22 protein-coding genes are annotated in these 25361 nt (G+C 72.2%); 8 read left to right on the forward strand and 14 right to left on the reverse strand.

The window, feature by feature from the left end:
* Positions 1-3: 3 nt before the first annotated feature.
* The 3 genes from ACLJQE_RS35385 to ACLJQE_RS35395 are packed head-to-tail and all read right to left on the reverse strand — an operon-like array spanning position 4 to position 2964.
* Positions 4-1368, reverse strand: a complete 1365-nt coding sequence (locus tag ACLJQE_RS35385) for a flavin monoamine oxidase family protein (protein ID WP_410643897.1) — start codon at positions 1366-1368, stop codon at positions 4-6.
* Positions 1355-2308 (reverse strand): carbohydrate kinase family protein, encoded by a 954-nt coding sequence (locus ACLJQE_RS35390; RefSeq protein ID WP_410643898.1) that lies wholly within the window; start codon positions 2306-2308, stop codon positions 1355-1357. The genes ACLJQE_RS35385 and ACLJQE_RS35390 overlap by 14 nt, the downstream gene beginning before the upstream one ends.
* Positions 2305-2964, reverse strand: a complete 660-nt coding sequence (locus tag ACLJQE_RS35395) for a class II aldolase/adducin family protein (RefSeq protein WP_410643951.1) — start codon at positions 2962-2964, stop codon at positions 2305-2307. Before ACLJQE_RS35395 ends, ACLJQE_RS35390 begins: the two co-directional genes overlap by 4 nt.
* A gap of 133 nt (positions 2965-3097) precedes the next feature.
* Here ACLJQE_RS35395 and ACLJQE_RS35400 point away from each other — a divergent pair, with 133 nt between their 5' ends.
* The 5 genes from ACLJQE_RS35400 to ACLJQE_RS35420 all read left to right on the forward strand — a co-directional run bounded on the left by ACLJQE_RS35400 (position 3098) and on the right by ACLJQE_RS35420 (position 6322).
* A complete protein-coding gene (locus ACLJQE_RS35400; protein ID WP_410643899.1) occupies positions 3098-3430 on the forward strand; it encodes a DMT family transporter in 333 nt (110 codons plus the stop codon).
* Positions 3427-3753, forward strand: a complete 327-nt coding sequence (locus ACLJQE_RS35405) for a DMT family transporter (protein WP_410643900.1) — start codon at positions 3427-3429, stop codon at positions 3751-3753. The genes ACLJQE_RS35400 and ACLJQE_RS35405 overlap by 4 nt, the downstream gene beginning before the upstream one ends.
* A 14-nt stretch (positions 3754-3767) precedes the next feature.
* Positions 3768-4532: an SDR family NAD(P)-dependent oxidoreductase gene (locus ACLJQE_RS35410; protein ID WP_410643901.1), complete on the forward strand. Its 765-nt coding sequence runs from the start codon at positions 3768-3770 to the stop codon at positions 4530-4532.
* Between the two features lie 99 nt (positions 4533-4631).
* Entirely contained in the window at positions 4632-5636 is a 1005-nt protein-coding gene (locus ACLJQE_RS35415; RefSeq protein WP_410643902.1) for a permease, read from the forward strand.
* Positions 5633-6322, forward strand: a complete 690-nt coding sequence (locus tag ACLJQE_RS35420) for a TIGR03943 family putative permease subunit (RefSeq protein ID WP_410643903.1) — start codon at positions 5633-5635, stop codon at positions 6320-6322. Before ACLJQE_RS35415 ends, ACLJQE_RS35420 begins: the two co-directional genes overlap by 4 nt.
* A 268-nt stretch (positions 6323-6590) precedes the next feature.
* On the opposite strand, the gene ACLJQE_RS35425 is transcribed toward ACLJQE_RS35420, so the two are convergent.
* On the reverse strand, positions 6591-7592 hold the full coding sequence (locus ACLJQE_RS35425) for an ABC transporter substrate-binding protein (RefSeq protein WP_410643904.1): 1002 nt from the start codon (positions 7590-7592) through the stop codon (positions 6591-6593).
* Positions 7593-7730: 138 nt separating this feature from the next.
* Positions 7731-8042 (reverse strand): hypothetical protein, encoded by a 312-nt coding sequence (locus tag ACLJQE_RS35430; protein WP_410643905.1) that lies wholly within the window; start codon positions 8040-8042, stop codon positions 7731-7733.
* Between the two features lie 277 nt (positions 8043-8319).
* Between ACLJQE_RS35430 and ACLJQE_RS35435 the strand changes: the two genes are divergently transcribed.
* Positions 8320-11151 (forward strand): helix-turn-helix transcriptional regulator, encoded by a 2832-nt coding sequence (locus ACLJQE_RS35435; RefSeq protein WP_410643906.1) that lies wholly within the window; start codon positions 8320-8322, stop codon positions 11149-11151.
* 166 nt (positions 11152-11317) lie between these two features.
* Here the strand turns inward: ACLJQE_RS35435 and ACLJQE_RS35440 are convergent, their stop codons facing one another.
* The 9 genes from ACLJQE_RS35440 to ACLJQE_RS35480 all read right to left on the reverse strand — a co-directional run bounded on the left by ACLJQE_RS35440 (position 11318) and on the right by ACLJQE_RS35480 (position 24379).
* The gene (locus ACLJQE_RS35440) at positions 11318-12466 is read right to left on the reverse strand and encodes an MFS transporter (protein WP_410643907.1); all 1149 of its coding nucleotides are present in this window, start codon (positions 12464-12466) and stop codon (positions 11318-11320) included.
* A 402-nt stretch (positions 12467-12868) separates the two neighbouring features.
* On the reverse strand, positions 12869-14809 hold the full coding sequence (locus ACLJQE_RS35445) for an NPCBM/NEW2 domain-containing protein (RefSeq protein ID WP_410643908.1): 1941 nt from the start codon (positions 14807-14809) through the stop codon (positions 12869-12871).
* 253 nt (positions 14810-15062) lie between these two features.
* Positions 15063-17648, reverse strand: a complete 2586-nt coding sequence (locus ACLJQE_RS35450) for a hypothetical protein (RefSeq protein WP_410643909.1) — start codon at positions 17646-17648, stop codon at positions 15063-15065.
* A gap of 28 nt (positions 17649-17676) precedes the next feature.
* Positions 17677-18519 carry a carbohydrate ABC transporter permease gene (locus ACLJQE_RS35455; RefSeq protein ID WP_410643910.1) on the reverse strand — a complete coding sequence of 281 codons (843 nt, stop codon included), beginning with the start codon at positions 18517-18519 and terminating at the stop codon, positions 17677-17679.
* A complete protein-coding gene (locus tag ACLJQE_RS35460) occupies positions 18516-19466 on the reverse strand; it encodes a carbohydrate ABC transporter permease (RefSeq protein ID WP_410643911.1) in 951 nt (316 codons plus the stop codon). The genes ACLJQE_RS35455 and ACLJQE_RS35460 overlap by 4 nt, the downstream gene beginning before the upstream one ends.
* A gap of 27 nt (positions 19467-19493) precedes the next feature.
* Positions 19494-20804, reverse strand: a complete 1311-nt coding sequence (locus ACLJQE_RS35465) for an ABC transporter substrate-binding protein (protein ID WP_410643912.1) — start codon at positions 20802-20804, stop codon at positions 19494-19496.
* A gap of 29 nt (positions 20805-20833) precedes the next feature.
* A complete protein-coding gene (locus tag ACLJQE_RS35470) occupies positions 20834-22939 on the reverse strand; it encodes a glycoside hydrolase family 36 protein (protein WP_410643913.1) in 2106 nt (701 codons plus the stop codon).
* A 111-nt stretch (positions 22940-23050) separates the two neighbouring features.
* Positions 23051-24088, reverse strand: a complete 1038-nt coding sequence (locus tag ACLJQE_RS35475; RefSeq protein WP_410643914.1) for a LacI family DNA-binding transcriptional regulator — start codon at positions 24086-24088, stop codon at positions 23051-23053.
* A 45-nt stretch (positions 24089-24133) separates the two neighbouring features.
* Positions 24134-24379, reverse strand: coding sequence for a hypothetical protein (locus ACLJQE_RS35480; protein ID WP_410643915.1), 246 nt, complete (start codon positions 24377-24379; stop codon positions 24134-24136).
* On the opposite strand from ACLJQE_RS35480, the gene ACLJQE_RS35485 reads away from it, so the two are divergent.
* Positions 24363-24722: a hypothetical protein gene (locus tag ACLJQE_RS35485; protein ID WP_410643916.1), complete on the forward strand. Its 360-nt coding sequence runs from the start codon at positions 24363-24365 to the stop codon at positions 24720-24722. The two genes, ACLJQE_RS35480 and ACLJQE_RS35485, sit on opposite strands and share 17 nt — an antisense overlap.
* Before the next feature lie 58 nt (positions 24723-24780).
* Positions 24781-25296, forward strand: a complete 516-nt coding sequence (locus tag ACLJQE_RS35490; protein ID WP_410643917.1) for a VOC family protein — start codon at positions 24781-24783, stop codon at positions 25294-25296.
* Positions 25297-25361: the final 65 nt, after the last annotated feature.

Below are 25361 nucleotides of genomic sequence, written 5' to 3' on the forward strand. Positions count from 1 at the left end.
CCTCTACTCGTGGCCGAGGACGGCGCGGGCGGCGGTTTCGCCGGAGCGGACCGCGCCGTCCATGTATCCGTTCCAGTGATCCGAGTGCTCGGCGCCTGCCCAGTGCACGCGGCCGAACGGCCGGTCGCGCCACGGGCCGAGCTCGGTCAGCACGCCGGGCCCGGGCACGGACGTCGGTCCGCCGCGGGTCCATTCCTCGCCGACCCAGTCCTGTTCGAAGTAGTCCACCGGGCTCAGCGCCGGTTTCCCGACGGCGGCGGCGAAGGCGCGCAGGACGGCGGCACGTCGTTCGCGGGGCGGCCGGGCCGCCCAGGTGTGCCACTGCGGGCCGCCGAGGAAGCCCATGAGGACACCCGGCTTGCCGTCGGGCGGGGAGTTGTCCCACATGGAACAGATCGGGGAGCCGTGCCGGAACACCGCCTGGCCGTTGAGCCCGTCGGCGCGCCAGAACGGCTCGGGGTACACGGCTTCGCACTTCATCAGCGCGCCGAAGGTCATCCGGGAGAACAGCGCGTCCTGCTGCGGGGGCAGCAGGGGGCGCCAGGAGATCCGGGCGGCCAGCGCGGGCGGGACGGCGACGACGACGTGCCGTGCGCTCCAGGTGTCCACATCGGACTTCACGGTCACCCGGCCGTCGTCCTGCTCGATCGCCCGCACCGGCGAGCCGAGCACCACGCGTCCGTCGAGCTCGTCGCCGATGCGCTGCGAGATCAGCTGGGAGCCGCCGGCGAAGCGGGATTCCTGGGCGCCGCCGGTGACGCCGATGCCGCGTTCGACCGTTCCGGGGGTGGTTTCGTTGCCGAAGCCGGCGATGTACCAGAGGCTGTAGAGCAGTGAGGCGTTGGCGGCACTGCCGCCGTAGGCCGAGCCGAGCAGCACGTTGACCAGGTCCAGTGCCCCGGCGCCCGCCGTGGTGTGCCGGATCCAGCTTTCGAACGTCATGCTGTCCCACGCCCGTGCCTTGGGCGCGCGCCACGGCGCGTCGAGGGGGATCTTCCCGGCCAGCTGGTTGATCCGGCGCATGGCGATCCCGAGGTCGGGCAGCGCGAGCGGGTCGGGCGGGATGTCGCCGCGGTACCGGCGGGCCCGGTCGCCGTTGACGTAGACCGACGCTCCCCAGGTGAAGGCGGGGAACGTCTCGACGCCGACCTGCTTGGCCAGCGCGAGGATGTGGTCCTGCGTCGGGCCGACGAACTGCCCGCCCGCTTCCACGACCTTGCCGTCGCCGAGGTCGTGGTTCACGGTGCGGCCGCCGACCCGGTCGCGGGCCTCCAGGACGACCACGTCCCGGCCGGCCGCCGTCAGCTCGCGGGCGGTGGTGAGCCCGGCCAGGCCCGCGCCGACCACGACGACGTCAGTGCGGCGCATCGGCGGCCTCCAGCGTGGGTGTGGCCGCGGCGAACGCGTCGGCGGCGGCCAGGTCGAACTCGCCGTGGTCGCTGCCCAGTCCCTGGGCGACCAGGGCCGCGGCGGCCGAGCCGAGCACCGCGGCCTCCCGCGGGGAACGGTCGAGCCCGATGCCGCGCAGGAAGCCGGCGGAGAACGCGTCACCGCAGCCGGTGGTGTCGACGACGTCGACCGCGAACGCGGGCACGGCGATCACCTCGTCCGCGGTGATCACCAGGGCACCGCGGGCCTCCCGCGTGACGGCGACACAGCCGACGCCCTGGCCGAGCAACGCACGAGCGCCGTCTTCGAGGGTCTCGGCGCCGGTGAGCCCGAGGACCTGCTGCTCGTTGGGCAGCAGGTAGTCGAGGTGGGGCAGCGCGGGCGCGATCCAGGCCAGGATGCCGGGGTCGCCGGGGGCGAGCAGGTCGGCCGAGGTGACCACCCCGGCCGCCCGGGCGGGGGAGAGGATCTTCGCCGCGTTCTCCCCGCCCATCAGCTCGGGGGCGCCCAGGTGCAGGTGCGTGGCCTGGGCGACTTCGGCCTGCGCGATGTCGTCGGGCCCGTAGGTGAGGTTGGCGCCCGGGACGTGGAAGGCGGGCCGGCTGCCGTCCGGGCGGATGGGCAGCACCGACGCCGAGGTCTGCACGTCCTCGCGGCGGACCACCAGCGAGGTGTCGATCCCGTACCGGGTCAGCATGGCCAGCAGCAGGTCGCCGATCGGGTCGGTGCCGATCGCGCCGGCGGTGCGGACCGCGGCGCCGAGCTTGGCCAGCGTCAGCGCGGTGCCGGCCGCGGTCCCGGCCGGGCCGAACCGGATCTGCTCGACCAGGGCCGCGCCCTGGCCGGGCGGAATCGCTTCCACCGGCCGGACCTGCACGTCGAACACGTGCGCCCCGAGCGTGATCACCGTTTGCGTCACAGATCCTCCTCGATCCGTCGGGTACTTCCGTAGCCACGCCGCAGGGCGGCTTCGATCACCGCGGTCTGCTGGGCGGTGTCCAGGACTCGGGGGGTGCCGATCGACGCGGCGTGCCGGTAGAGCTCGCAGGCCCACTCGAGCAGCAGCGCGTTGTCCACCGCCGCCTGGAGCGTGGGGCCGTGCACGACGGCGCCGTGGTTGGCCATCAGCGCCGCCGACTTGCCTTCCAGCGCGGTCCACACGTGCTCGGCCAGCTCGTCGCTGCCGAACACGGCGAACGGTGCGACCCGCACCGCCCCGCCGAGCAGGAGCTGCTGGTAGTGCACGCACGGGAGTTCGTCGAGCACGAGGGACACCGCGGTGGCCTGCGGCGAGTGCGTGTGCACGACCGCACCGGCGCCGGAGCGGCGGTAGATCCCGAGGTGCAGTTCCAGTTCCGACGTGGGCGCGAGCTCCCCGGCGACGACGGTCCCGTCCAGGTCGACGACGGTCACCTGCTCCGCCGTGGCCCGCCCGAGCACGACCCCGGTCGCGGTCACCGCGACGTGGTCGCCGGCGCGCACGCTGACGTTGCCGGCGGTGCCGATCAGCAGCCCGGCGCCGGCCAGTTCGTGGCAGGCGGCGACCACGGCCTGCCGCTCGGCCTGCAGGAGCACTGTCCCCGGTGTCATCGGCTCAGCGTAGGATAAACGTGAAACAAAGTCACGTTCACCTTCGCCGAGCGCGGCGGGACGGTGCGTAGGCTCGCGGCGAACGGACGATCCGGCCCCGGAGCGGTGAGGAGCCACGATGAGGAAATGGGCGATCCTGGTCGCCGCGATCGTGCTGGAGGTCGCGGCGACACTGGCGCTGCGGGCGGCGATCGACAACGCCTGGTGGGCGGCGCTGACCGTCGCGGGGTACGCCGGTGCGTTCGTGGCGCTGGCGGCGTTGCTGCGCCTGGGCGCCCCGATCGGAGTCGTCTACGGCATCTGGGCGGCGGCGGGCGTCGCACTGACCGCGGTGCTGGGTACGGTGCTGTTCGCCGAGCCGTTCACCCCGCTGATCGGAATCGGGATCGCGGCGGTCATCGCGGGTGTGGTGCTGGTGGAAACCGGCCACGACCGCGAGGTCCGCTCATGACGTGGCTGTTGCTGGCCGGCGCGATCCTGGCGGAGGTGGCGGCGACGCTGTCGCTGCGGGCCTCGGAGGGGCTGAAGAAGAAACGCTGGATCGCCCCCGTCGCGGCCGGCTACCTCGGCGCCTTCGGGTTGCTGACCATCGCGCTCGCTCAGGGCATGCCGGTCGGGATCGCCTACGGCATCTGGGCGGCCTGCGGTGTCGCGTTGACGGCGATCGGAGCGCGGGTGTTCTTCAAGGACGCCCTCACCAGGCGGATGGCCGCCGGCGTCGGGCTCATCGCGGCCGGCGTGCTGATCATCGAACTCGGCGCGACCGCGCACTGACCGGAGGCACCGCGATGGCCAGGCTGGTGGACGAGACGATCCTGATCGTCGGCGCGTCCTCGGGAATCGGTGCCCAGGTGGCCCGCGACGTCGCCGGCCACGGCAACCGGCTGGTGATCGTCGCCCGGCGGGCGGCGGAACTCGCGGCCGTGGCGGCCGACGTCCGCGCGGCGGGGAGTGCCTGCCTCGACATCGTCGCCGACGCACTCGACCCGGAGGCGGCGGCCGCGGTGGTCGCGCGGACGGTGGCGGAGTTCGGCGCGGTGGACGTCGCGCTGCTCAACGTCGGCCAGGGCCCGGACATGTCCATGGCCGAGGCCCGGGTCGAGGACATCGCCCGGATGATGGCGCTGAACTACGACGTCACCGTGCACTACCTCGTCCCGCTGATCGCGCAGCTGCGCCGGCAGGGCGGAGGCTTGATCGCGCAGACGAATTCGCTGGCGGGCCTGATGGGCATCCCGCGCCAGGGCCCGTATTCGGCCGCGAAGGCCGCCGTGCGGATCCTGATCGACGCGGCGCGCGTCGAGCTCGCGCCCGCGGGAATCCGCTTCACTTCGCTGTACCCCGGCTTCGTGGCGACCGCCCGCGTCAGCGCCGACGGCCTGCCGAAACCGTTCCAGATCAGCCAGGAACAGGCCGCCCGGCACGTGGTCCGGGCCCTGCGGCGGGAACCCGCCGACGCGTCCTTCCCGTGGACGACGTCCGCGCTGGTCCGGGTCCTGCGGGCGCTGCCGGTCCCGGTTTCCGGCCCTTTGCTGCGAAAACTGGCTCGCTGAAGGGGAGGGCCACCCCGGGGCAGCCGCCGCGGTGAACCGGACGGCCCCGCGAACCGTGTAACCGGCACGGGTGTGGAGCGGAAGTACGGGAGATCGCCGTTGGCTGCCATCGATGAGGGCCGGCGCCGCGCCGCCGGCCGGGAACGGGACGGACAGCCGGGCTGGAACGTCGATCCCGTCCTCGTGCTGACCTTGGTCCTGCTGGTCGGGTTTCTGGCGCAGGGCCCGGTCCGGCGGCTTCTGTCCACTCCGGTCATGCAGAGCTGGATGACGGTGTTCGTGGCGGTGGTCGTGCAGGCGCTGCCGTTCCTCGTCCTCGGTGTGCTGCTCTCGGCCGGGCTCGCGGTCTTCGTGCCGCCGTCGTTCTTCACGCGCGTGCTGCCGAAGCGGCCGTCGCTGGCGGTGCCGGTGGCCGGGCTGGCCGGGGCCGTCCTGCCCGGCTGCGAGTGTGCGTCGGTGCCCGTGGCCGGCGCGCTCGTGCGCGGCGGCGTGACCCCCTCGGCCGCGGTGGCGTTCCTGTTGTCGGCGCCCGCGATCAACCCGGTGGTGCTGACGGCGACGGCGGTCGCGTTCCCCGGGCAGCCGCGGATGGTCGTCGCCCGGTTCGTCGCGAGCCTCGCGGCGGCGTGCGTGATGGGCTGGCTGTGGCAGCGGCTCGGCCGCCCGGAGTGGCTGCGTCCGCGTCCGCACGGACACGGCGGGACCGGGGGAGCGGCGTTCTGGGGATCGGTGCGGCACGACGTCATGCACGCGGGCGGGTTCCTCGTCGGCGGCGCGATGGCCGCCGCGACCCTCAAGGCCGTGGTGCCCGCGACCTGGCTGCACGCGGCCGCCGATCAGCCGGTCGTGGCGGTACTGGCCCTGGCGGCGCTGGCGGTGCTGCTGTCGATCTGTTCGGAGGCCGACGCGTTCGTCGCGGCCTCGCTGACGCAGTTTTCGCCGACGGCGCGGCTGGCGTTCCTGGTCGTCGGCCCGATGGTCGACCTGAAGCTGTTCGGCATGCAGGCCGCCACGTTCGGCCGCGGGTTCGCGCTGCGGTTCGCGCCGGTGACCTTCGCCGTGGCCGTGCTGGCCGCGGTCCTGACCGGGGCGGTGCTGCTGTGAACAGGACGGTGCAGGCGATCCTGCTGTTCCTCCTCGGCGGTGTCCTGTTCCACGCCGGCGTGACCGGGCTGTACCTGCGGTACGTCAAGGCCGGGCTGCGCCCGCTGGTGCTGGCGGCCGGGGTGGTCCTGGTGATCGCGGCGGTGGCGACCGTCTGGTACGCGCGGCGCCGCCCGGCGGGCGACGCGGCACCCCTGGTCTCGTGGCTGCTGGTGCTGCCGGTGTTCGCGCTGGTCCTCGCCGCCCCACCGGCGTTGGGCTCCTACAGCGCGATGCGGGACGGCACGGCGGTGACCGCGCCGCGGATCGTCACCCCGCTCCCGGACGGCAATCCCGTCCGCCTGAGCGTGATCGGCTACGCGGACCGCGCGGTCTTCGACCACGGCCGGTCGCTGGCCGGCCGGACGGTCACCATCACCGGCTTCGTGGCCTTCGACCAGGGTGGCGCGCCGTACCTGGTCCGCATGCTCCTCAACTGCTGCGCGGCGGACGCCCAGCCCGTGAAGGTCGGCCTGACCGGCCGGGTGCCACCGGTCCTGCAACCCGATTCGTGGCTCGAGGTCACCGGGGTGTACTCCGCCGAGCAGGCCCGCGACCCGGTCAACGGCGGCACCATCCCGTTCGTCGACGTCGCCCAGGCCCGGCCCGTGGCGCCGCCGGCCGATCCCTACGAAAGCCTCGGCTAGCGTCGCGTGCCGCGAGTTCGTTCGATGATCGGGGTTGCCGGACGGGGTCGCCCGCCGACGGGTGCGCCCCAAGGTGGCCTTGGTTGCGTTCAACGCACCCAAGGCGGCCTTCGGTGCGTTGAACGCACCGAAGGCCACATTGGGGCGCTCGGGACTCCACCCAGCGGGCACTTTCACGTGAAAGTGCCCGGTTCGGAGCTTTCGGGTGAAGGCTGTCGGCGAACCTCGGACGCGTGGCACCGACGGCACCACCGCGGACACCGGCCGGTCAGCGGCCTGCCTGTGGGCCGATCATCGAGTTCACGTCGATCGGCGACGGGATGGCGCCGAGCTGCAGCAGCAGGTCCGGAACCCGTTGCAGGCGCCGGGAGTCCAGGACCGCGCCGTAGCCCGGCAGGGTGAGCAGCTTGGCGGTGTCCTCGTCGATCTTGGCGAACCGCACCAGCAGCGGCTCGACCTTGGCGCGGTCGAACAGGGCGTCGTGGGTGGCCTTCTGCAACGCGCGCTGGAACGCGGCCAGTGTCTTCGGGTTCTCCTTCACCCACTTCCGCGTCGCGCCGTAACCGGTCAGCGGGAAGTCCTGGGTCGCACCGGTGTTGATGTCGATCACCGGGATCGCGCCGGCCGTCTTGGCGGCCTGCGTGATGTACGGCTCCGGCAGGTACGCGGCGTCGGCCTGCCCCTGCTGCAGCGCCGCGGCGATGCCGGGCAGCGGGACCAGCACCCATTTCACCTTGCCGAAATCGACGTTGTGATCTTGCATGACCGAACGGGTGAGAAGATCCGAAGCCGTGTTTTTGGCCGTGATGGCGATCTTCGCGGTGGCCAGGTCGGTGAGGGTTTTCACCGGTGAATTCGGGACCGTGACGATCGCATTGGACTTCGCGTTGACCGACGTCGCGTCGGCGACCAGTTGCATGTCGGCGGCGCCGGTGCTGCGCGCGGTGAAGAACGGCGGGTAGGTCGAGAACGCGATGTCGACGTCGCCCGAGATCGACTTCGTCAACGAAGCCTGGCCGCTGGCGGCGATGACGGACTCGACGGTGAGGCCCTCGGCCTGGAAGTAGCCTTCGTCCTGGGCCAGCCAAAACGGCGCGAGGTCCGTGGTGGGCAGGATCGACACCTTGAGCGCCGCCTTCTCCAGCCCGCTGCCGCTCGACGAGGTACTCGTGCCGGTCGCGCCGAGCGCACCGCAACCGGTTACGACCGTGACGACCGCGAAGACCAGCGCGGCACGAACACGACCGGTGCTCCTGACGAATTCAAACAAAGTCCGCTCCTCGAGGGGAGATCACAGTTGATGTACCGGCTCCAAGGAAGGTGCGTGATTCACTCCCCGGCGTCAGGCGGGCCACTGTAGGGACACCGGCAGTCCTTGACAATGCGTGATGCCGCCGCATCCGGGATTTCACCAGAATGGCCGCACGAATACTTGATCGACGATCTTGCGCGGCCTTTGATCGCCGAGCCACTCGGCACGGGGCTCGCCCAAGTCGCCGATCGAGTGCGAAAAACGTGGCTGAAGGGCGGCAGGCAGGGCGGAAAACAACGGATTGGCCGTCTTGTCCCGGCGCGGCCGACCCGGCGTGCGAAATAATCCGATCACGGTATTCGCGGGTTGTCTGCGAAGGCAGGCAATAGCTGGATCGAGTGCCGAATCGTCGATGGACCGGACCTTGCTGACGCGGAGTAGCCGCCACCGGAAGGCCTTCTTCGCCATGGATGTGGGGCCGGTGCGCCTGTGTTGCAATGCTTTTCGCCGGACCCGGGGTCGTTGCTCCGTTCTTTGTCCGGGCCGTCCGTGTCGCCGGCAACCGGTGGGCGGGCCGCCGGTGATCCACCGGGGCCCGGCGGGTGAATCACTCTTCGATCACGAATCGGGGGATTTGCTGAATGAGAGGTTTCGGTGTCGCGAAGTGTGGACAGACGGCAGCAGTTGTCCGCCTGCCGGGTGGGCCTCTTGTTGGGGAACAGGTTTTACTTCTAAAATCCCTCGTGTGCGACCGCTTACGGACGGTACGGAGCTGCTGGTCGGCCGGGACAGCGAGCTGTCCCGGCTGGCCGGGTGGATCCGTGACGTCGCCGCGGGCCGCGGCCGGGCCGTGCTGGTGGACGGCGAGCCGGGGATCGGCAAGTCCGCGCTGGTCCGGTCCGCCTGCGCGGCCGCCACCGATGCGGGCTGCCAGGTGTTCTGGGGCGCGGGTGACGAGCTCGGCCAGGCGCTGCCGCTGCTGCCGCTGCTGGACGCACTGGAGATCAGGCCGGTCACGCGGGATCCCCGGCGTGACGCCGTTTCCGAGCTGCTGGGCGGCGGTGCCGTCGCGGGCAAGGGCGCCGACCTCGCCGCCGCGGCCGCCGAGCAGCTGATCGCGCTGGTGGACCAGCTGTGCCAGGACGGGCCGGCCGTGCTGGTCGTCGACGAGCTGCAGTGGGCCGACAGCACGACGGTGGCGGTGTGGAGCCGGCTCGCCCGCTCGGTCCGGCAGCTCCCGCTGCTGCTGATCGGCGTGCTGCGGCCGGTGCCGCGCCGCGACGACCTGCGGTCGCTCTTCCGGATCGTCCGGCCGGCCGAGCGGCTGCGGCTGGGCCGGCTCGCCGAACCGGCGGTGCTGGAGCTGGTGGCCGCGCTGGCCGGCGGCAAACCGGGCGCCCGGCTGGAGGAGCTGGCTGCCGGCGCCGCCGGGAATCCGTTGTACCTCACGGAACTCCTCGACGCGCTGACCAGGAGCTCGTGCCTGGAGGTCGACCACGCGGGCATCGCGGAGCTGACCGGCGCGGCCACCCCGGACTCCCTGCCGGAAGCGATCGCGGACCGGCTGGACTTCCTCACCGAGCCGGCGCGGGAAGTGCTGCGGACGGCGGCGCTGCTCGGCGTCGGCTTCTCGGTCGCGGACCTGATGACCGTGACGAACTCCCCGCTCGCCGAGCTGCTGCCCGCCCTCGACGAGGCCCGCGCCGCCGGCGTGCTGGTGGCGGCGGGCGACGACCTGGAGTTCCGGCACCCGTTGATCCGCACGGCGTTGTACGACGAAATGCCGACGGCGGTCCGCGTCGCCTGGCACCAGTCCGCCGCGTGGGCGCTGGCCGAGGCGAGTGCCCCGGTCGAGCGGGTGGCCCGGCAGCTGCTGCCCATGGTGTCCACAACGGACACTCGGGTGCCGGTCCCGGACTGGGCCGTGCGGTGGTTGCTGAAGGTGGCCATGCCGTTGATCGGCCAGGCACCCGTGGTCGCCGTCGCGCTGCTGAGACGGGCAGTGCGGGACGCGCCGCTCGACGACGCGGTGACCGGCGCGCTGGCCTGCCGGCTGGCCGACGCGTACTACCGCGTGGGCAACGTGGCGCAGGCCGAGCGGATCGCCTGCCGCGCTTTGGATCGCGTCCGCGACCCCGACGTGCGCGTCGATCTGCACACGACGGTCGTGCAGAGCCGCGGGACGGCAGGCCGCGCCGCCGAGTCGCTCCCCGCGCTCAACGAGGCGCTGAACCAGCCGGGGCTGCAGGCCCGGCACCGGGCCAGGTTGCTGGTGCTCATCGCGCGGATCCGGCGCGTCCTCGGCGAGGTCGACTCCGCCGGCCGGGCGGCTTCCGCGGCGCTGGCCGAGCTCGGCTCGGCCGAAGACCGCTGGGCGACGGGGTGGGCGTTGCACGTGCTGAGCCAAGTCGCGATGACGCGGGGCGAGTGGGCTGCCGCGCTGCCGCTGTTCGAGCGCGCGATGGCGATCGTGCGGGGCGACCCGACGCTGATCGAGCTCACCCTGCTGCTGCGCATCAACCAGTCGGTCACCTTCGGCGCGCTCGACCGCTACGCCGACGCGCTCACCGCCGCCGGGCAGGCGCGCGAACTCGCCGACCGCACCGGCAGCGTGGCGCGGCTGACCCAGGTCCAGAGCGCGATCGGGCAGCTGATGCTGGGAGCCGGCCGGTGGGACGACGCGCTGGCCGAGGTGGACGTCGTCCCGGACGACCGCAAGGACCCGGGGGTGGTGTGCTGCGACCACGGCGTCGCGGCGATCATCCACTTCCACCGCGACGAAACGGCCGCGGCCCGCCGCCACCTCGACGTCGCGGCACTGCATTCGGAACGGGCCGGCGACGAAGTGGTGGAATCCCTGGTCCGGGCCCGCAGCCTGGCGTTCGAGCACGCCGGCGCACCGGAGCGGGCGCTCGCGGTGCTGACCGCCGTACCGGCGGGCGAAGACGCGGGGGAGGAGCGGCTGGGTGACGCCGCCCGGCTGGCGATGACGATCGGCGACGTCCGGACGGCGGCGGAGATCGAGAGCCGGGCCCGCGGGATCGCCGCCGAGTCCGCGGTGCCGCACCGCCGCGCGCTGGCCCTGTACTGCCGCGGCCTGCTCGAACGCGACGGGACGATGCTGCTGCGAGCCGCGGACGGCTACGCCGACGCGGGCCGGCCACTGTCCCGGGCCAAGGCCCTGGAGGCCGCCGCACTCTTCTTCGCCGAAGCCCCGGACGAGGACCGCGGTTCGGCGCGGGCCGCCTTCACCCACGCCATCGACGTCTACACGGAGCTGGGTGCCCAGTGGGACGTGTCGAGGTTGCGCGCCCTGTTCCGGGCGCTGGGCATCCGCCGCGGCCCGAAGGTGAAGCACCGCCAGGCCACCCACGGCTGGGACAGCCTCACCCCGACCGAGGGCCGGATCGCCGCACTGGTGGTCGAGGGCCTGTCGAACCCCCAGATCGCGGCCCGCCTGTACCTGTCCCCCCGCACGGTCGGCACGCACGTCTCCCACATCCTGACCAAGCTCGGCGTGCATTCCCGCATCGACATCGCCCGGGAAGCGGCCCGCCACCAGTCCGCCTCCGGCTGAGCCGGCCCTCCCGGCACGCGACCCGCCCCACCGGAGCCGACCCTGCGGATCCGCGAGCCGACCGCCCAAGTACGCGAACCGACTCTCCGGGTACGCGGGCCGACCCTCGGGGTACGCGAGAAGGCGGCCGCCCTGGATGTCCGGGCGGCCGTGCCCGCGCGCGGGTTCAAGCAGCGACCTCCGGAGCGTCCCCCTGGGGACGCACGGGGAACGGCGAGGTGGTCGCCGGAGTGGGGGCCCGGCGCGTCACCGCGATGTGCCCGCTGACCATCTGGCCGAGCAGGACGGCCAGTACCAGCATCAGCGGCGTCTGCCAGGTGCCCGTGCCCGTGTGCAGCCAGCCGCAGACCAGCACGCCGAAGCCGGCGATGACGTACCCCACGCCCTGGACCACGGCGGACAGCGCCACCGAACTGTCCTTGCTGCGCAGCGAAATGGTCGTCAGGGCGAACGCGAGGGCCCCCATGCCGGTGCCGGTCGCCGCGGCCCACAGCCACGGGGCGGCCGCGGGCGCGAGGAGCAGGCCGGTCACCCCGATCACGTTGGGCGTGGCCAGGACGACGATGAGCAGCGTCTGGTTGCGCCAGCGGCGCGTCCAGCCCGGAACCAGCCACATCATCGGCAACCCCATGGCCATCGACAGCGCGAGGCACGCGCCCGCCGTCGTCGGGGAGACGCCCGCGTCGCGCAGGATGCCGGGGAGCCACCCCATGACCAGGAACGTCACCGTCGAGATGAGTCCGAAGTGGATGGTGAGGGCGGAGGCCGACACCGTTCCGGGCGCCGACCGCGGCGACACGAACTCACCGGGGGTGCGGCGCCACATCTGGTGGGCCACCAGCGCCGCGGTCGCCCACACGCCGAGGGCGACCCGCCACGACGACGACATGACCGCCGTGGGCGTGACCAGCGCACCGGCCGTGCTGCCCACGCCGAGCCCGAAGGTGAAGGCGGCGGAACCCTGGGCCAGCAACGGCAGCATGGTGCCGAGCACGGCAATCGACAGGCACGCCAGCGCCGTCCCGATCAGCAGCTCCGCCGAACCTCCGAGTACCCGCCCGGCCAGCGACAGCACCAGCCCGATCAGGGCCACGGTGACGGTCCGGTGCGTCCCCACCCGGCCGCACAGCCACGGCGTTGCCCAGCCGCCGAGGCCGATCGCCCACAGCGGCAGGGCGACGAGCAGGGCGGCGACGAGCCCCCCGGCGATCGAGATGTCCGGCAGCGCCGCGCCCAGGCTCGTCACGGCCGGCCGCAGGTTCAGTGCGAGAACGAAGATGACCAGAGTGGAGACGGTGGTGGTAGCACGCGACATCGCTCCTCCTCGGCGTCGAGGCCGGAGCGTTCAAACTCCGTAGAGCAATGCTTCGCGTCGCGCGCGCCGCAGACATCCGTCACCTGACGGATGAAGGAAGTTTTGTTGCCTGTCAACGGTTATGGCCGCTCCGATGGGCTCTGCGGATGGGCGTGCATCGGCACGGCCGGACGCCTCGGCGTGGAAGACACGGTCAGTTTGGTCACGGTCCGTGTGGGCGGCTCCCCATAACGGGGCGAATTATGCTCGGCCGGCCCAGTGGAGAGGCCGGGGATGCCGGCGTCGTCACTGCCGATCACCGTCACCCTGCCCGGACAGCAAGCCACCCTGGCCGCGGCCGTCGCCCGGATCCACAGTGGAGAGCCCCGCCGCCGGCGCGGGCGGCGGGGCCGTGGCCGGGTTTCAGCAGCTGAGGTACGGGGACAGCCAGTCGCCCCAATCCCCGGCCGAGCCGTCACCGGCGTCGTCGACGGCGAGGGCGAGCACCTGCACGCCCGTCACCGGGACGACGAGGCGCTGCGCGGGGTCCCCGTGCCGCAGGTCGCCGGTCGCCTCCAGCTCGACGCCGTCGCCGAGGACGCGGAACCCGAGCGTTCCGTTCGGCCCGCGGTCGTCGACACCGACCGTCGCGGTGAACTGCCGGCACTTGCCGCCCAGGTAGTAGCGCACGACCGAGGGCGCGTGCGCGCCCAGGCCGCCGTGCGCGTCGGTCTTGCCGTTGATCGTCAGCGGGTGGCCGTTGCCGGTGCTGTCGCGCTCCACCGGGCCGAGGCCGTTCTCGCTGGAGATCCACGGCTGCGTGTTGAGCAACCCGTTCGTGTGAGGCGGGTTCGGCGCGAGCATGAGCGGTGCCTCGGCCGACGCGGTCGCGGTCCGTGCGCCGTGCGCCGTGGTGTAGGTGACGGTGGCCGGCATCTTGAACGGCTGGGTCGCGGCCGAGACCGGGTGCAGTGTCACCGTCGTGTGCCACGTGTCCCCGGGCCCGACGGTCGCCGTGGTCGCCTCGGCCGGGGTGTCGAACTGCCGCTGCGCGGGCGCGGTCAGCCGCAGGTGGGCGCCGGTGACCGGGGTCGAACCGGCGTTGGTGAACCGGACCGTGGCGGTCACCGGCCGGTCCGGCGGCACGGAGCCGGGCAGCTCGACGGTCAGCGACGTCCGCGGCGCGGCGGTCGTGTTCGCCGGCCAGACGCGCAGCACGGTGGCGGCGTGCCGGCCGACCGTCCCGCCCAGCGCACCGGTCGTCTCGGTCTCCTCGCCGGTCCACAGGTCGCGCACGCGGTAGCCCGGCGCCGCCGGAAGCCCGGCGTCGGCCACGGAGGTGGTGATCGGCGCGGCCAGTTCGCCGCGGTTGAACAGCACCAGCACGGCCGAGCCGTCGGACATCGGTTTCGTCCAGACCTCGGTCCAGCCAGTGTCGCGGACCTTGTGCCCGGCGACCCCCGCCCAGTCCTGGTCGACGGCGATGATGTCGGGGTTGTTCAGTTCCGCGACCGGGAGCGTGGTGTCGGCCGCCAGCGCCATGTCGGCCACCAGCGGAGCGTTGAGCACCGCCCACAGCCCGAGCTTGGCCTGGCGCTCCGCGGTGTCGAGGTAGCTGAAGGTGAACGAGCCCGGCATGTTCCAGCCGCCCGGGCCGGGGTAGGCGCCGAGGCCGTACTGCTTGTCGAGACTGCCGGTCGAGTACCCGAAGTTGAAGGTCGCGTTCTTGTAGGTGCGCCAGACCTGGGCGCCGGCTGCCCTGGCCCACAGCCACGGGCTCTGGTTGCGGTCGTAGTCGTCGACTTCCAGGGTGATCGGCCGTCCGGTGCGCTTGAGGGCGTCGGCCATCTTCCCGACCCGGGCGGGCGCGTCGCCGTTGACGCTGTAACAGGTGTCGTAGCGCAGGTAGTCCGCGCCCCAGCCGGCGAACGTCTGCGCGTCGAGGTCCTCGTGGCCGAGCGAGCCCGCCGCCTGGCCGCTGCAGGTCTTCGCGCCGGTGCCGCTGGAGAAGCCGATCTTGAGCCCGCGTGAGTGCACGTAGTCCACCAGTGCCGGGATGCTCGGCGAGAACGTGGCGCGGGCGGTCAGCCTGCCCTCGGCGTCGCGCTGGGCCGCCTGCCAGCAGTCGCCGAGCATGACGTACTCGTACCCGGCGTCGCGCAGCCCGGAACTGACCAGCTGGTCCGCCGCGGCCTTCACGACGTCTTCGCCGGAGTTGTAGAGGCAGTAGGGATCCCCGGTCGCCCAGGTGATGCCGAGCGGGGGTCTGTCGCCCGGAACCGGATCGGGTGGCGGATCGGCCGACGCCGGGGTGGCGGTGGCGAGCAGGAAAAGCGCGCAGAGCAGCACGGAAAGCCGTCGCATGGGATCCCCTCCGGAAACGGGCAAGACTCCCAGGATTGCCTGGCCGTGACGGGGTCAAGGAGGGCAAATCTGCCCTGGCCGTGGCCTCGTATCCCGGACGGACCGAAGGTGGCGAACGCGCCTGCTGCCAGCCAAAGCGGCACTTTCAGGTGAAAGTGCCCCGGAGTGGGCACTCCGGATCACTTTCGTAGGGAAAGTGCCGCCTTCGAGGGGCCGAAGCGGAACTTTCCCTACGAAACCGACGCCTGCGGGGTCAGCGCCGCGGTGTCACCGTGTTCGCCACGACGAGCGGGGCGAGCTGCACCCAGTCGACGTTCGGGCCCCAGGCCGCGGGGTTGCCGAAGGTGAGGGCGCCGCCCTTCGTGGCCAGGTCGATCGGTGACGTCTCCGGCCAGAAACCGTCCCAGGTGTAGTTGTGGCGGTAGGGCGCCCGCGTCACCGTGCCGCCCGCCTCCGTCGCCACCAGGGTGCGGGTGATGGTGTCCGTGTTGTACGGGTGCCCGGTGTTCTTCTCCGCCTGGGCGTAGACGACCGTGAGGCCGTACTGACCGGGGCCGCCGGTGCGCGGGATGGTCAGCGTTCCGCCGTTGCCCAGGTAGCCGACGTAGGAACCGCCGGAGGCCCAGGGGCCGGTCGCCGTGGCCGCTCCGCCCGCGAGCAGGCCCGACTCGGCCTCGACGCGGACCGCGTTCCGGTCGGCCGCCGCGTCGCGCACCTGGGTGAGCGTGCCGGCCACCAGCGGGGTGCGGCCCTCGTTGGACAGGACGGCTTCGGTGACGCCCGCCTTGAGGAACACCGTCGTGCTGCCCGACCAGACGCCGATGCCGGTGGCGGTCAGGTCGCCGCCCGCCACGCGGCGGCCGGACAGCGTCAGTCCCAGCGTGCTGCGGCCGGCGCCGGCCCAGGACGTCGACAGGCGGTAGTAGCCGTCTTCGGCGGCGGACAGGTACGTGGTGACGCGCTGGCCCGGAGCCAGGACGACCGCGCCGGGCGCCAGGACCTGGAGCGCGCCCGCGCCGTGGTCGAGGGCACCGCCGGACCGGCGGGCGTCGGCGAGCGGGTACTCCGCCCGCTCCGGGCCGGTGGTCTCGGTCAGGTCGAAGCGGTCCAGCGTGATGTCGGACGAGCCGCCGAGGAACCCGCTGGGATCGCTGGTGCGCAGGGAGACGCGGTGCTTGCCCGCGCTCAGCGTGAGCGGCGTGTCCAGCCGGCCCCGGTAGGTCCAGTTCAGGGTGGCCGGCAGCGTCAGGGTGCGGACGTAGGCGTCGTCGACGTAGAGCGCCTGCCTGCCGACGAACGCGTTGGTGCCGTAGAGCACGCCCAGCCGGTAGGCACCGTCGCGCGGGACGTCGACGTCCACCGTGACGCGGGAAGCGGGGGTGTTCATGGCCCCGACGTCCTTGCGGCCCGACGTCATGTACCGCATGGCCATGTCCCACGAACCCGAACCGTCGTCCTGCACGAAGACCTGGGCGTTCTCCACGGTGCCCGCCTCGGCCTCGTAGCCCGCCTGCCACGGCGCGGTCACCGCCGGCGGCGTGCCGAGCCCGGCCGGGGTGACGATCACCTGGTACGCGGCCAGCGGGTCGCCGCCCGGCACCGAAACCGTCGCCTTGCCGTCCTGCACGCGGAGACGGGCGGCCGCCACGACCGGCGGCTGCTGGGCGTCACCCTCGTACCCCGACCAGGTCGTCTTCGCGACGCGCACGTCGACCCGGTCGCCGAACACCTTGCGGTCCAGGCCGGTCAGCGCGACGTTCACCGCGTCCGCCGTGCCGCCGAGCAGCACCGTCGCCTTGGCGTCCTTCCGGTTGACGGTGGCCAGGCCCTGCAACGAGTCCCGGGTGTCGGGCCGCGGCGGTGTCACGCGCACCGTGTCACCGGACAGGTCGGCGTACCACTTCGTGAGCCACCAGCCGCCGTTGGCGCGTCCGGCGCGCACGGCGTTGTCGCTGAGGTTGCCCGCCAGCGACCAGTAGGCCAGCTGACCGTCCACTTTGGTGTCTTCCAGCATGGTGATCCACTGGATCATCTGGCCGGGCACCGAGGTGTCCCGCCGGTTCGAGTACTCGTTGATGTTGATCGGCCGCGGCGTGATGCCGAGCGACCGTTCGATGTTCCGGTAGTCCGCGTAGTGGCCGCGGTAGCTCGCCAGCGAGTCCGGGCCGAGCTCGTGCCAGGTGGTGACGTCGGGCAGCACGTTGTTGGCCTTGGCGTAGCCGAGGAATTCGCGCAGGTGGTCGGCGCGGTACCGGGTTTCGCCGATCCCGGTGATCCGGGCGTTCGGCAGGACCGACCGCACCGCGCGGTAGACCTTCGTCCAGTCGGCGAAGAACTTCTCCTTCTTGTTCGCCCAGTCCTGGTACCAGATCCCGTCCGGTTCGTTGAAGATCGTCCACACGAACCGGTCGCGGTCCGGCCGCTTCGCCACCTTTTCCAGCTGGGGCTTGAGCCGGGCGAGGTAGTCGTCGATGCCCAGGTCCTGGTACGGCCAGCGGCTGTAGGTGTCCTGGGCGTAGATGTGCACGTCGGTGCCGCCGGCGGCGAAGAAGCCGTCGGCCACCGCCAGCGCGTCGCCGTTGGGGTGCTGTTCGCCGTCGGGTGCCTTCTGGGAGATCGTGCGCGGGCGCATCCCGGCGATCAGGTCCTGCGACGGCACCCCGGGGTCGCCGAGGCCGTAGAGGATGCCCGTGGCACCGCCGTGGAACGCGCCGGTGGCCGAGCCGAGGTCGACGCGCAGTGTCTCCGCCGCCGCCGAGGCCTGGCCGGTGGCGGCCGGGGTCAGGGTGGTGAACGCGAGGACGGCGGTGGCCGCACCCGCCAGTAGTCGTTGTCGCATCAGGACTCCGCTTCGATGGGGAGGGGGTTCACTTGACGGCGCCGCTGGTGATGCCCGAGATGATCTTCCGCTGGGCGACGGCGAGGACGACGATCAGCGGCAGGCTCATCAGCACCACGTAGGCGAAGATGAGGTGCCAGTTGTTGAGGTACAGGCCTGCGCTCGCGACGCGGAACAGGTTGAGCGGCAGGGTGTCGAGCCGCCCGCCGACGACGAAGAAGGCGTAGAAGACGTCGTTCCACACGTAGAGGCAGATGAGGATGGTGGCGGTGGCCAGCGCCGGCCGCAGCAGTGGCAGCACAATGCGCCGGAACACCGTGAACGGACCGGCGCCGTCGATCTGCGCGGCCTCTTCGAGCGACACCGGGATGGTCCGGACGAAGCCGGTCACGAAGAAGATCACCGTGGACAGGTAGATGCCCAGGTAGACACCGATCATGCCGATGGCACTGCCCGCCAGCCCGAGCTGGCGGAGCAGGAGCACCACCGTGACGACGGCCGGCGGCAGCACGATGCCGCTGATGCCCAGCGCGTACAGGGCGGCGTTGAGCCGGCTGGCGCGGCGGGCCAGTACCCAGGCGGCCATCGACCCGAAGGTGAGCACCCCGGCGACCGTGGGCACGACGATCAGCAGGCTGCCGAAGAACGCCGCCGGTACCTCGCCTTCGACCCAGACCTGCCGCAGGTTCCCGAACAGCTGCCAGTGGCTGGGCAGCGAAAGGCCGGGGTCGAGGGCTTCGCCCTGGGACTTCCCGGCGGTCACCACGACGAGCCAGAGCGGGATCCCGATGAGCCCGAGGACGAGCGCGGTGGTGACGACCGGCTGCAGCCGGGTCCAGAGGCGGGCGTCGCTGACGCGCTGCCGGGTCACAGGATCTCCTCCCGTTTGCGCAGGGTGCGGATCACCGGGAAGGCCAGGAAGGCGACGAGCAGGAACAGCACCAGGCTCATCGCGGTCGCCTGGGCGAACAGGCCCTGGCCGAAGGTGCGGTAGATGAAGATGTTGAGGATTTCCGTGGTCCGGGCCGGACCGCCGCCCGTGGTCGCCTGGACGACGTCGAAGCCGTTCATCGATCCCAGCAGGGCGGTGGCGACGTTGAACGTCACCGCCGGCGCCAGCAGCGGCGACTTGACGACCCAGAACGTGCGCCAGCGCGAGGCGCCGTCGATGCGGGCGGCTTCGAGGATGTCCTCCGGGACGGTCTTGAGCCCCGCCAGGTAGATGAGCATCGACAGGCCCATCCACTTCCACGCGTGGATCAGCGCGACCACGACGATCGACCAGGTGGTGTCCCCGAGCCAGGCGTAGTCGAAGGTCCGCCCGAGCACCGCGCCGATCAGCTCGTTGAGGCTGCCGTGCGGTTTCAGGAGCGCCTGGAAGACGTAGCCGACCGCGAGCGCCGACATCAGCACGGGGACGAGGAAGAAGATCCGGGCGATGCGGTTGAGCCGGTTGTCGCGTTCGAGCAGGACGGCGAGCACGAACCCGAAGAGGTTCTGGAAGACCGCGACCAGCACCGCGTAGACGAGCGTGATCCGCACCGCCCGCAGCAGCGTGCCGTCCGACGCCAGCTGGGTGAAGTTGTCCAGCCCGACCGGGTTGATCGAGCTCTTGAAGCCGGACCAGTCGGTGAACGCGTAGACGAAGTTGAACAGCGTCGGCAGGAAGAAGAAGACGAGCAGGATGGCGAACGCGGGTGCCAGGAACCACATCGGGTGCGTCCGCTTGCCGTGGGTGCTCGTGGGGCGGGCGCCCGGCCGTGGAGCGGGCCGGGCGGCCGGCCGCTCCACGACGAGCGTTCGTTCTGCGGTGGACATTGCGCGCGACTCCTCGGGGCGGCCCGGTCAGAAGCCCGGGGCTCCGGCCGCCTTGGCCAGCTGGGCGAACTGGTCCTGGGTGGCCTTGGCCACCTGGTCCGGCGTCATGGTGCCGGCGATCATGTCCGCGAGGTTGATGTAGAGGTCCGGGTTGGCGACGGCGAGCGCCTGCATCGAGCCGACCGCGGTGGGCAGGGCCTTGTGCACGTCGAGCAGGGCCTGGGGCACGCCCGGCGGGTTGGCGACCGACGGCTCGAGCGAGACGGTCTTGCGGTCGGCGACGAAGCCGGCGTAGCCGGGGCCCATCCAGTACGCCAGCAGCTGCCGGGCCGCGGCCTCGCGCTTGGCGTCCCCGGTGCGGAAGGCGACCAGGGCGTTCGACTGGTCGGGGATGAAGGTGCCGACCTGACCCGACGGCGCGATCGGGAAGAAGCCGATCTTCTTGTCCAGCGTCGCGGTGTCGGCCTTGGCCTGCAACTGCCCGAAGAACGAGTTGACCTGCACCGCCATCGCCGCCTTGCCGTCGAGCAGCGCGGCGCTCTGGTCCTCCAGCTTGGCCGTCTTGATGTCGGCGTTGAACAGGCCTTCGTCGATCAGGGCCTGGTACTTCTTGATCGTGTCGAGCACGACCGGGCCGGTGAAGGTGTCCTGCTTGGTGTTGATCCGGTCCCAGAGGCCGTTCTTGGCCGCGTCGGCGAGCTGGACCTGCACCCACCACTGGGTCGCCCACCGGTCGCCGCCCATCTCGAAGAACGGGGTGACGCCCTTGGCCTTGAGCGCGCGGGCCGCGGTGACCATGTCGTCGAAGGTCTTCGGCGGTTCGGTGATCCCGTTGGCGGCGAAGACTTCCTTGTTGTAGTAGACGCCTTCGACGGCCGGGCTGGTGATCAGCGCGGCGTAGCGCTTGCCGTCCAGCTTGCCGGTGATGTCCCGCAGTTCCGGCGCCAGCTTGCCGAGCCACGGTGCGTCGTCGAGGGGCTGCAGGGTGGTCTTGGCGTTGATGGCGGTCAGCATCGAGGAGGTGGGCTGCCAGAACGCGAGGTCCGGCTTGTCGCCGGTGGCCACCTTGGTCTGGATGCTCTGCTCGTACGGGTCGGGGATCGTCACGACCTCGACGGAGGCACCGGTCGCCTGCTCGAAGGCCGCCACGACCTGCTTGGGCACGGTGTTGCTGTTCTGCGCCGCCCAGAGGGTCAGCTTGACCCCGTCGAGCTTCGCGGCCGGGTCGGCCCAGGTGACGGCCGCGGCGTCCGCGGGGGCGTTCGCGGACGGATCGCTGCAGGCGGCGAGGCCCAGTGCGAGCGCAGCGACGGCGACGGCGCTGATCCAGTTCTTCATCGTGGACGATCCTTCGGTGGGGGGTGGGTTCAGCCGGCGACGATGCGGAAGAGCCGCGCGGACGCGGTGGCGTGCGGGGTGGGGGTCAGGGTCAGCGAGCCGGTCGCGGTGTCCCATTCGACGGTCCAGGCGGGCAGCTCCCGTGGGTAGCGCACCTCGATGTGGACGTGCTGGGACCGCAGGTGCGGCAGGGACAACGTCACGGGTCCCGGGTCGCCCCCGCGCCGCCACACTGCCAGGTGGGTGACGTTGCCCGAGCGCAGGGCCAGGCTGAGCCACGGATCGCTCCACCCGGGCAGGCCCAGCGGCCACAGGGGAACCGTGGCCGTCAGCCCACTCCGGATTTCGCGGTGGACCGCCACCGCGGCGCGCACGGAGGCCTGCTGCTCCGCGGACATCAGGTCGAGCCGTCCGGACAGGTAGAGGCGGCCGAGCAGCCCGGTGCACACGGTGTAGGCGAAGTCCTCGGCCGGCATGTCCGGCTGCGGGTAGGCCCAGCTGGCCGCCTGCTCCGGCAGCACCGACAGCGGCGCCGCCACGGCGATCGGCGGGTAGCGGAGGTAGTCCTGCTGGTCGCTGGTGGACTGCAGCTGCATCCGGGCGAGCATGGCGTAGTCCATGCGCATGGCGCCCGACGCGCAGTTCTCGAGGATCAGCGCGGGATGCCGGTCCAGGACGCCGTCCAGCCACGCCAGGTGCGCCCGGTTGTGGCCGAGCAGCCCGGCGCCGACGCTGTCGGTACCCAGGTCGGTGCCCGCGCCGGGGTCGACGTTGTAGTCGAGCTTGAAGTAGCCCACGCCCAGGTCTTCGACCAGCCGGTCGACGACGCCGTCCAGGTGCGCGACGGCGCTCGGGTGGCGCAGGTCCAGGACGTACCGGTCGTGTTCGACGAGCCGGACGCCGCCGCGCTGGAGGAAAGCCGCGTCGGGCAGCTTGTCCGCCATCGGGCTGCGCACGCCGATCACTTCCGGCTCCAGCCACAGGCCGGGCACCATGCCGCGCGCACGGATGCGGGTGAGGACCTCCCCGAGCCCGCCGGGGAACCGGGTTTCCGACGGCTGCCACTCGCCGACGCTGTCCCACCAGCTGGAGCCGTTGTCGTACCAGCCCGCGTCGATGCAGAACACCTTCGCGCCGGCCGCCGCGGCGGCATCGACGAGCGGAAGCAGCTTCGCCGTGGTCGGGTCGCCCATCAGCGTGTTCATGTAGTCGTTGAAGACCACCGGCAGGGCGGACCGGTCCGGGTGCGGGCGGACGAGCTCGCGCCGGTGCGCGGTGAGCGCGGCGACCGCACCGTCCAAACCGGACTCCGACACGGCCACCGACACCGGCACGGTGGTGAAGGACTCGCCGGGCCGCAGGCTCTGGTGCCACTGGTGGTCGATGTCCGTCGGCCCGAGCAGCGCGAGGTAGGCGCCGTCCCGGCGTTCGCCCACTTCCCACCGCCAGGCGCCGTTGTGCTCGACCTGCCACAGCCACGTCCGCCCGGTCCGGCGGTCGGTGAGCCCGCCGGTGGGCAGGTGGATCCCGGTGGACCAGGTCCCGGAACTGACGGCGGCGAACCGGCCGCGGCCGTCCTGGCCGTGCAGCCCGAGGTTGAGGTCGGGCAGGACGTCGTCGCGCAGCGGACGGCGGCTCCACCGGCCCTCGCCGAGCCACTCGCTGTCGGCCCGGACCAGGTCGACGTCTTCGACGCGCGCGCCGGGGAAACCCGCGGCGAAGGAGGTCACGCCCTGCAGCAGGACCGGTGCGGGGCCGTGGTTGGTCACGGTGGTGGTGATCTGGCAGGCGGCGACCCCGGTGACCGACCGGAACGACGTCCGCGTGGTCAGCCCGGTCCGTTCGTCACGCAGGTCGACGTGCAGTTCGAGCCACTTCCCGTCCACACCGCGGGTGGAGCCGGTGTAGCCCAGCCGCCGTCCGACGGCGGTCTCGGAGAACCGGTGCGACGCGCGTGCCCGCCCTTCGCCGGCGACCAGCAGTTCCACCAGCGGCTGTCCCGCCCGGGGGTGGTCGTGGGCGCTCTTGCCGGCGAGGCTGCGGACCCCGGCGGGGCCGTCGGGGGCCACGTCCACGACGAGTTCCAACGCCGGGTGGCCCCAGGTCACGGTCGTGGCCTGCTCCGTCGAGATCACCGTTGCTCCCTCTTGCACCGTTCGGCATTTCCGCTGTTCATGGCCTATGTGACCGGTCACAATCGCAGACCGGCAGTGTGCCGGGTCACCCGAGGGGTTGAAAAGCCCGCGTTACCTTGTTGTGATGAACAGTTCGCGGCGCGGAGGGGCGGTGGATTCGCGGATCACCAGTGACGGCGCCGCGAGTTCGAGCGCCGGTTGCGGCGCCTCGGCCAGCTCGGCGGCCAGCGCGGCCAGGCAGGCGTGGCCGAGCGCCACGAAGTCCATCCGCACGGTCGTCAGCGCGGGGGTCCAGTAGGCGGCGCCGGGCACGTCGTCGAACCCGACGATGCTGACGTCGCCGGGGACGGCTCGGCCGGCTTCGTACAGTGCCCGGCGGACGGCCATGGCGGTGTCGTCGTTGCCGCAGAGGATGGCGGTCACGGCCGGGTCGGCCGCGAGCTGCTGCCCGGCCGCGTACGCCGAGCGCACGTCCCAGCCCGCCGGCACGACCGGCGGCACCGGTGCGCCCGCCGCTTCGAGCGCGCCGCGCCAGCCCGTCTGGCGGGCGCTCGTGCCGGTCTCCGAAGGGATCGCCACGTGGTGGACCGTGTGGTGCCCCAGCGCGAGGAGGTGCCCGGTCGCCTCGGCGGCGGCCTGCCGCTCGTCGAGGAAGATCATCGGGCGGGCCACGTCGTCGAGGCCACCGGCTTCCGTGGCGGCCACCACCGGGACCGCCGGCGGCAGCGCCCGCAGCACCCCGGCTCCGGCGGCGTCGAAGGCGACCACCACGATGCCGCCGGCGTGGGGATCGTTGACGTACTCGACCGCCTGCCGGACGTCGTCGGGCCGGTCCGATTCCACCACCCGGACCCCGACCGCGAACCCCCGCAGGCGGGCGGCCTCCTCGATCCCGCGCAACGTGGAGGCGTACCCGTACAGGGTCGTGTCGGCGATCACCACCGTCACCGCGCGCGATCGGCCCGAGCCGAGGGCCCGCGCCGCCCGGTTCGGGCGGTACCCCAGCCGTTCGATGATCTCCAGGACGTGCTGCCGGGTACCGGCGTTGACGTTCGGCGAGTCGTTCAGCACGCGTGACACCGTCTGGTAGGAGACGCCCGCCGCGGCAGCGACGTCACGAATGCTGAGCGCGGAGGAACGTCGGGTCACGGTGCCATCGTTGTCGGTCCCGATCGCGCCGTCAAAGCGTCCGGATCAGTACACCTGGACCTGCCCGGTGGCCAGGTCGTAGGAGGCGCCGACCACGCGCAGCTTCCCCTGGGCGATCGGCCCGGTGAGCGACGGGGTCTTCTCCAGCGTCGCGACGACACTCCGGATGTGGGCCTCCAACGCGGCCGCGTAGATGTCCGCGCCCCGGTCCTCGACCTCCCGCGCGGCCGGCAGCAAAGCCGAAACGAGGCCACCCAGCGGGCCGGACGGCAGCTTGGCCGGGTCCTTCATCGCGTCCACCGCGGCTTTCACCGCGCCGCAGCTCTGGTGCCCGAGCCTGGGCGTAGGGCGCCTGTCCGGCCGCGTGCTTGCGGATGTCGTCGAGGGTCTGCGGGTGCAAGGTCTGGTTGATGAGCAGGCGTTTGTTGCTGTCCAGGAGGCGTTGCAGCGCGCCGTCGGGGTCTTGGGCGCTTCGGGGTTCGGCAGCACGGGCACCACGGAGCCCGGTGCGCTGCCCGCGGCGTTGCTCGCGCCGGCCGCGCACGCGCTCAACGCGAGCGAAACCCCGCCGAGCGCGAGACCGCGCAGCACCGTCCTCCGCGGTCTGCGGGAAGGGTTTCCGCTTTTCGCATAGGACAGGAACTGACCTGTATCGCCGTTAGCGTGAGACCACCAACGCGAAAGGACTCACGATGACCGCCACTCCCGCCGGCTACTCCACTGTTGCCCCCTGGGTCGTCACCAAGGACACCGGCGCGCTGCTGGACTTCGTCACAGCGGCCTTCGACGGCGTCGAGCTGGTCCGGGTGCCGCTCGAGGACGGCAGCATCGGGCACGCCGAGATCCGGATCGGCGACACCGTCGTGCTCGCCTTCGACCAGCACGAGGACTGGCCGGACCTGCCCTCGCTGCTGCGCGTCTTCGTGCCCGACGCCGACATCGCCTACGCCGCGGCCCTGGAGGCGGGCGCCCGCGAGGTGACCGCGTTGTCCGACAGCGCCTTCGGCCAGCGCGGTGGCCGGGTCCGCGACCCGTTCGGCAACATCTGGTGGATCACCGCCGTCGTCGAAATGGTGGCACCGGAAGAGGGCATGCGCCGGCTGGGCGAGCCCCGCTACCAGGAGCAGATGCGGCTCGCCCAGGAAACCCTCGACGCCGAACTGAGCGGCCGCACCCGGGGACGCGCGAGCGCGGTGATCACGTCGTAGCCGCGCGAGGCCCGGTGCTCGGGCCGGGGCCCGGCCCGCCGTGCGACGATCTGCGGGGAACCCGG

Source organism: Amycolatopsis sp. lyj-346 (genome assembly GCF_046548975.1).
Taxonomy (GTDB): domain Bacteria; phylum Actinomycetota; class Actinomycetes; order Mycobacteriales; family Pseudonocardiaceae; genus Amycolatopsis.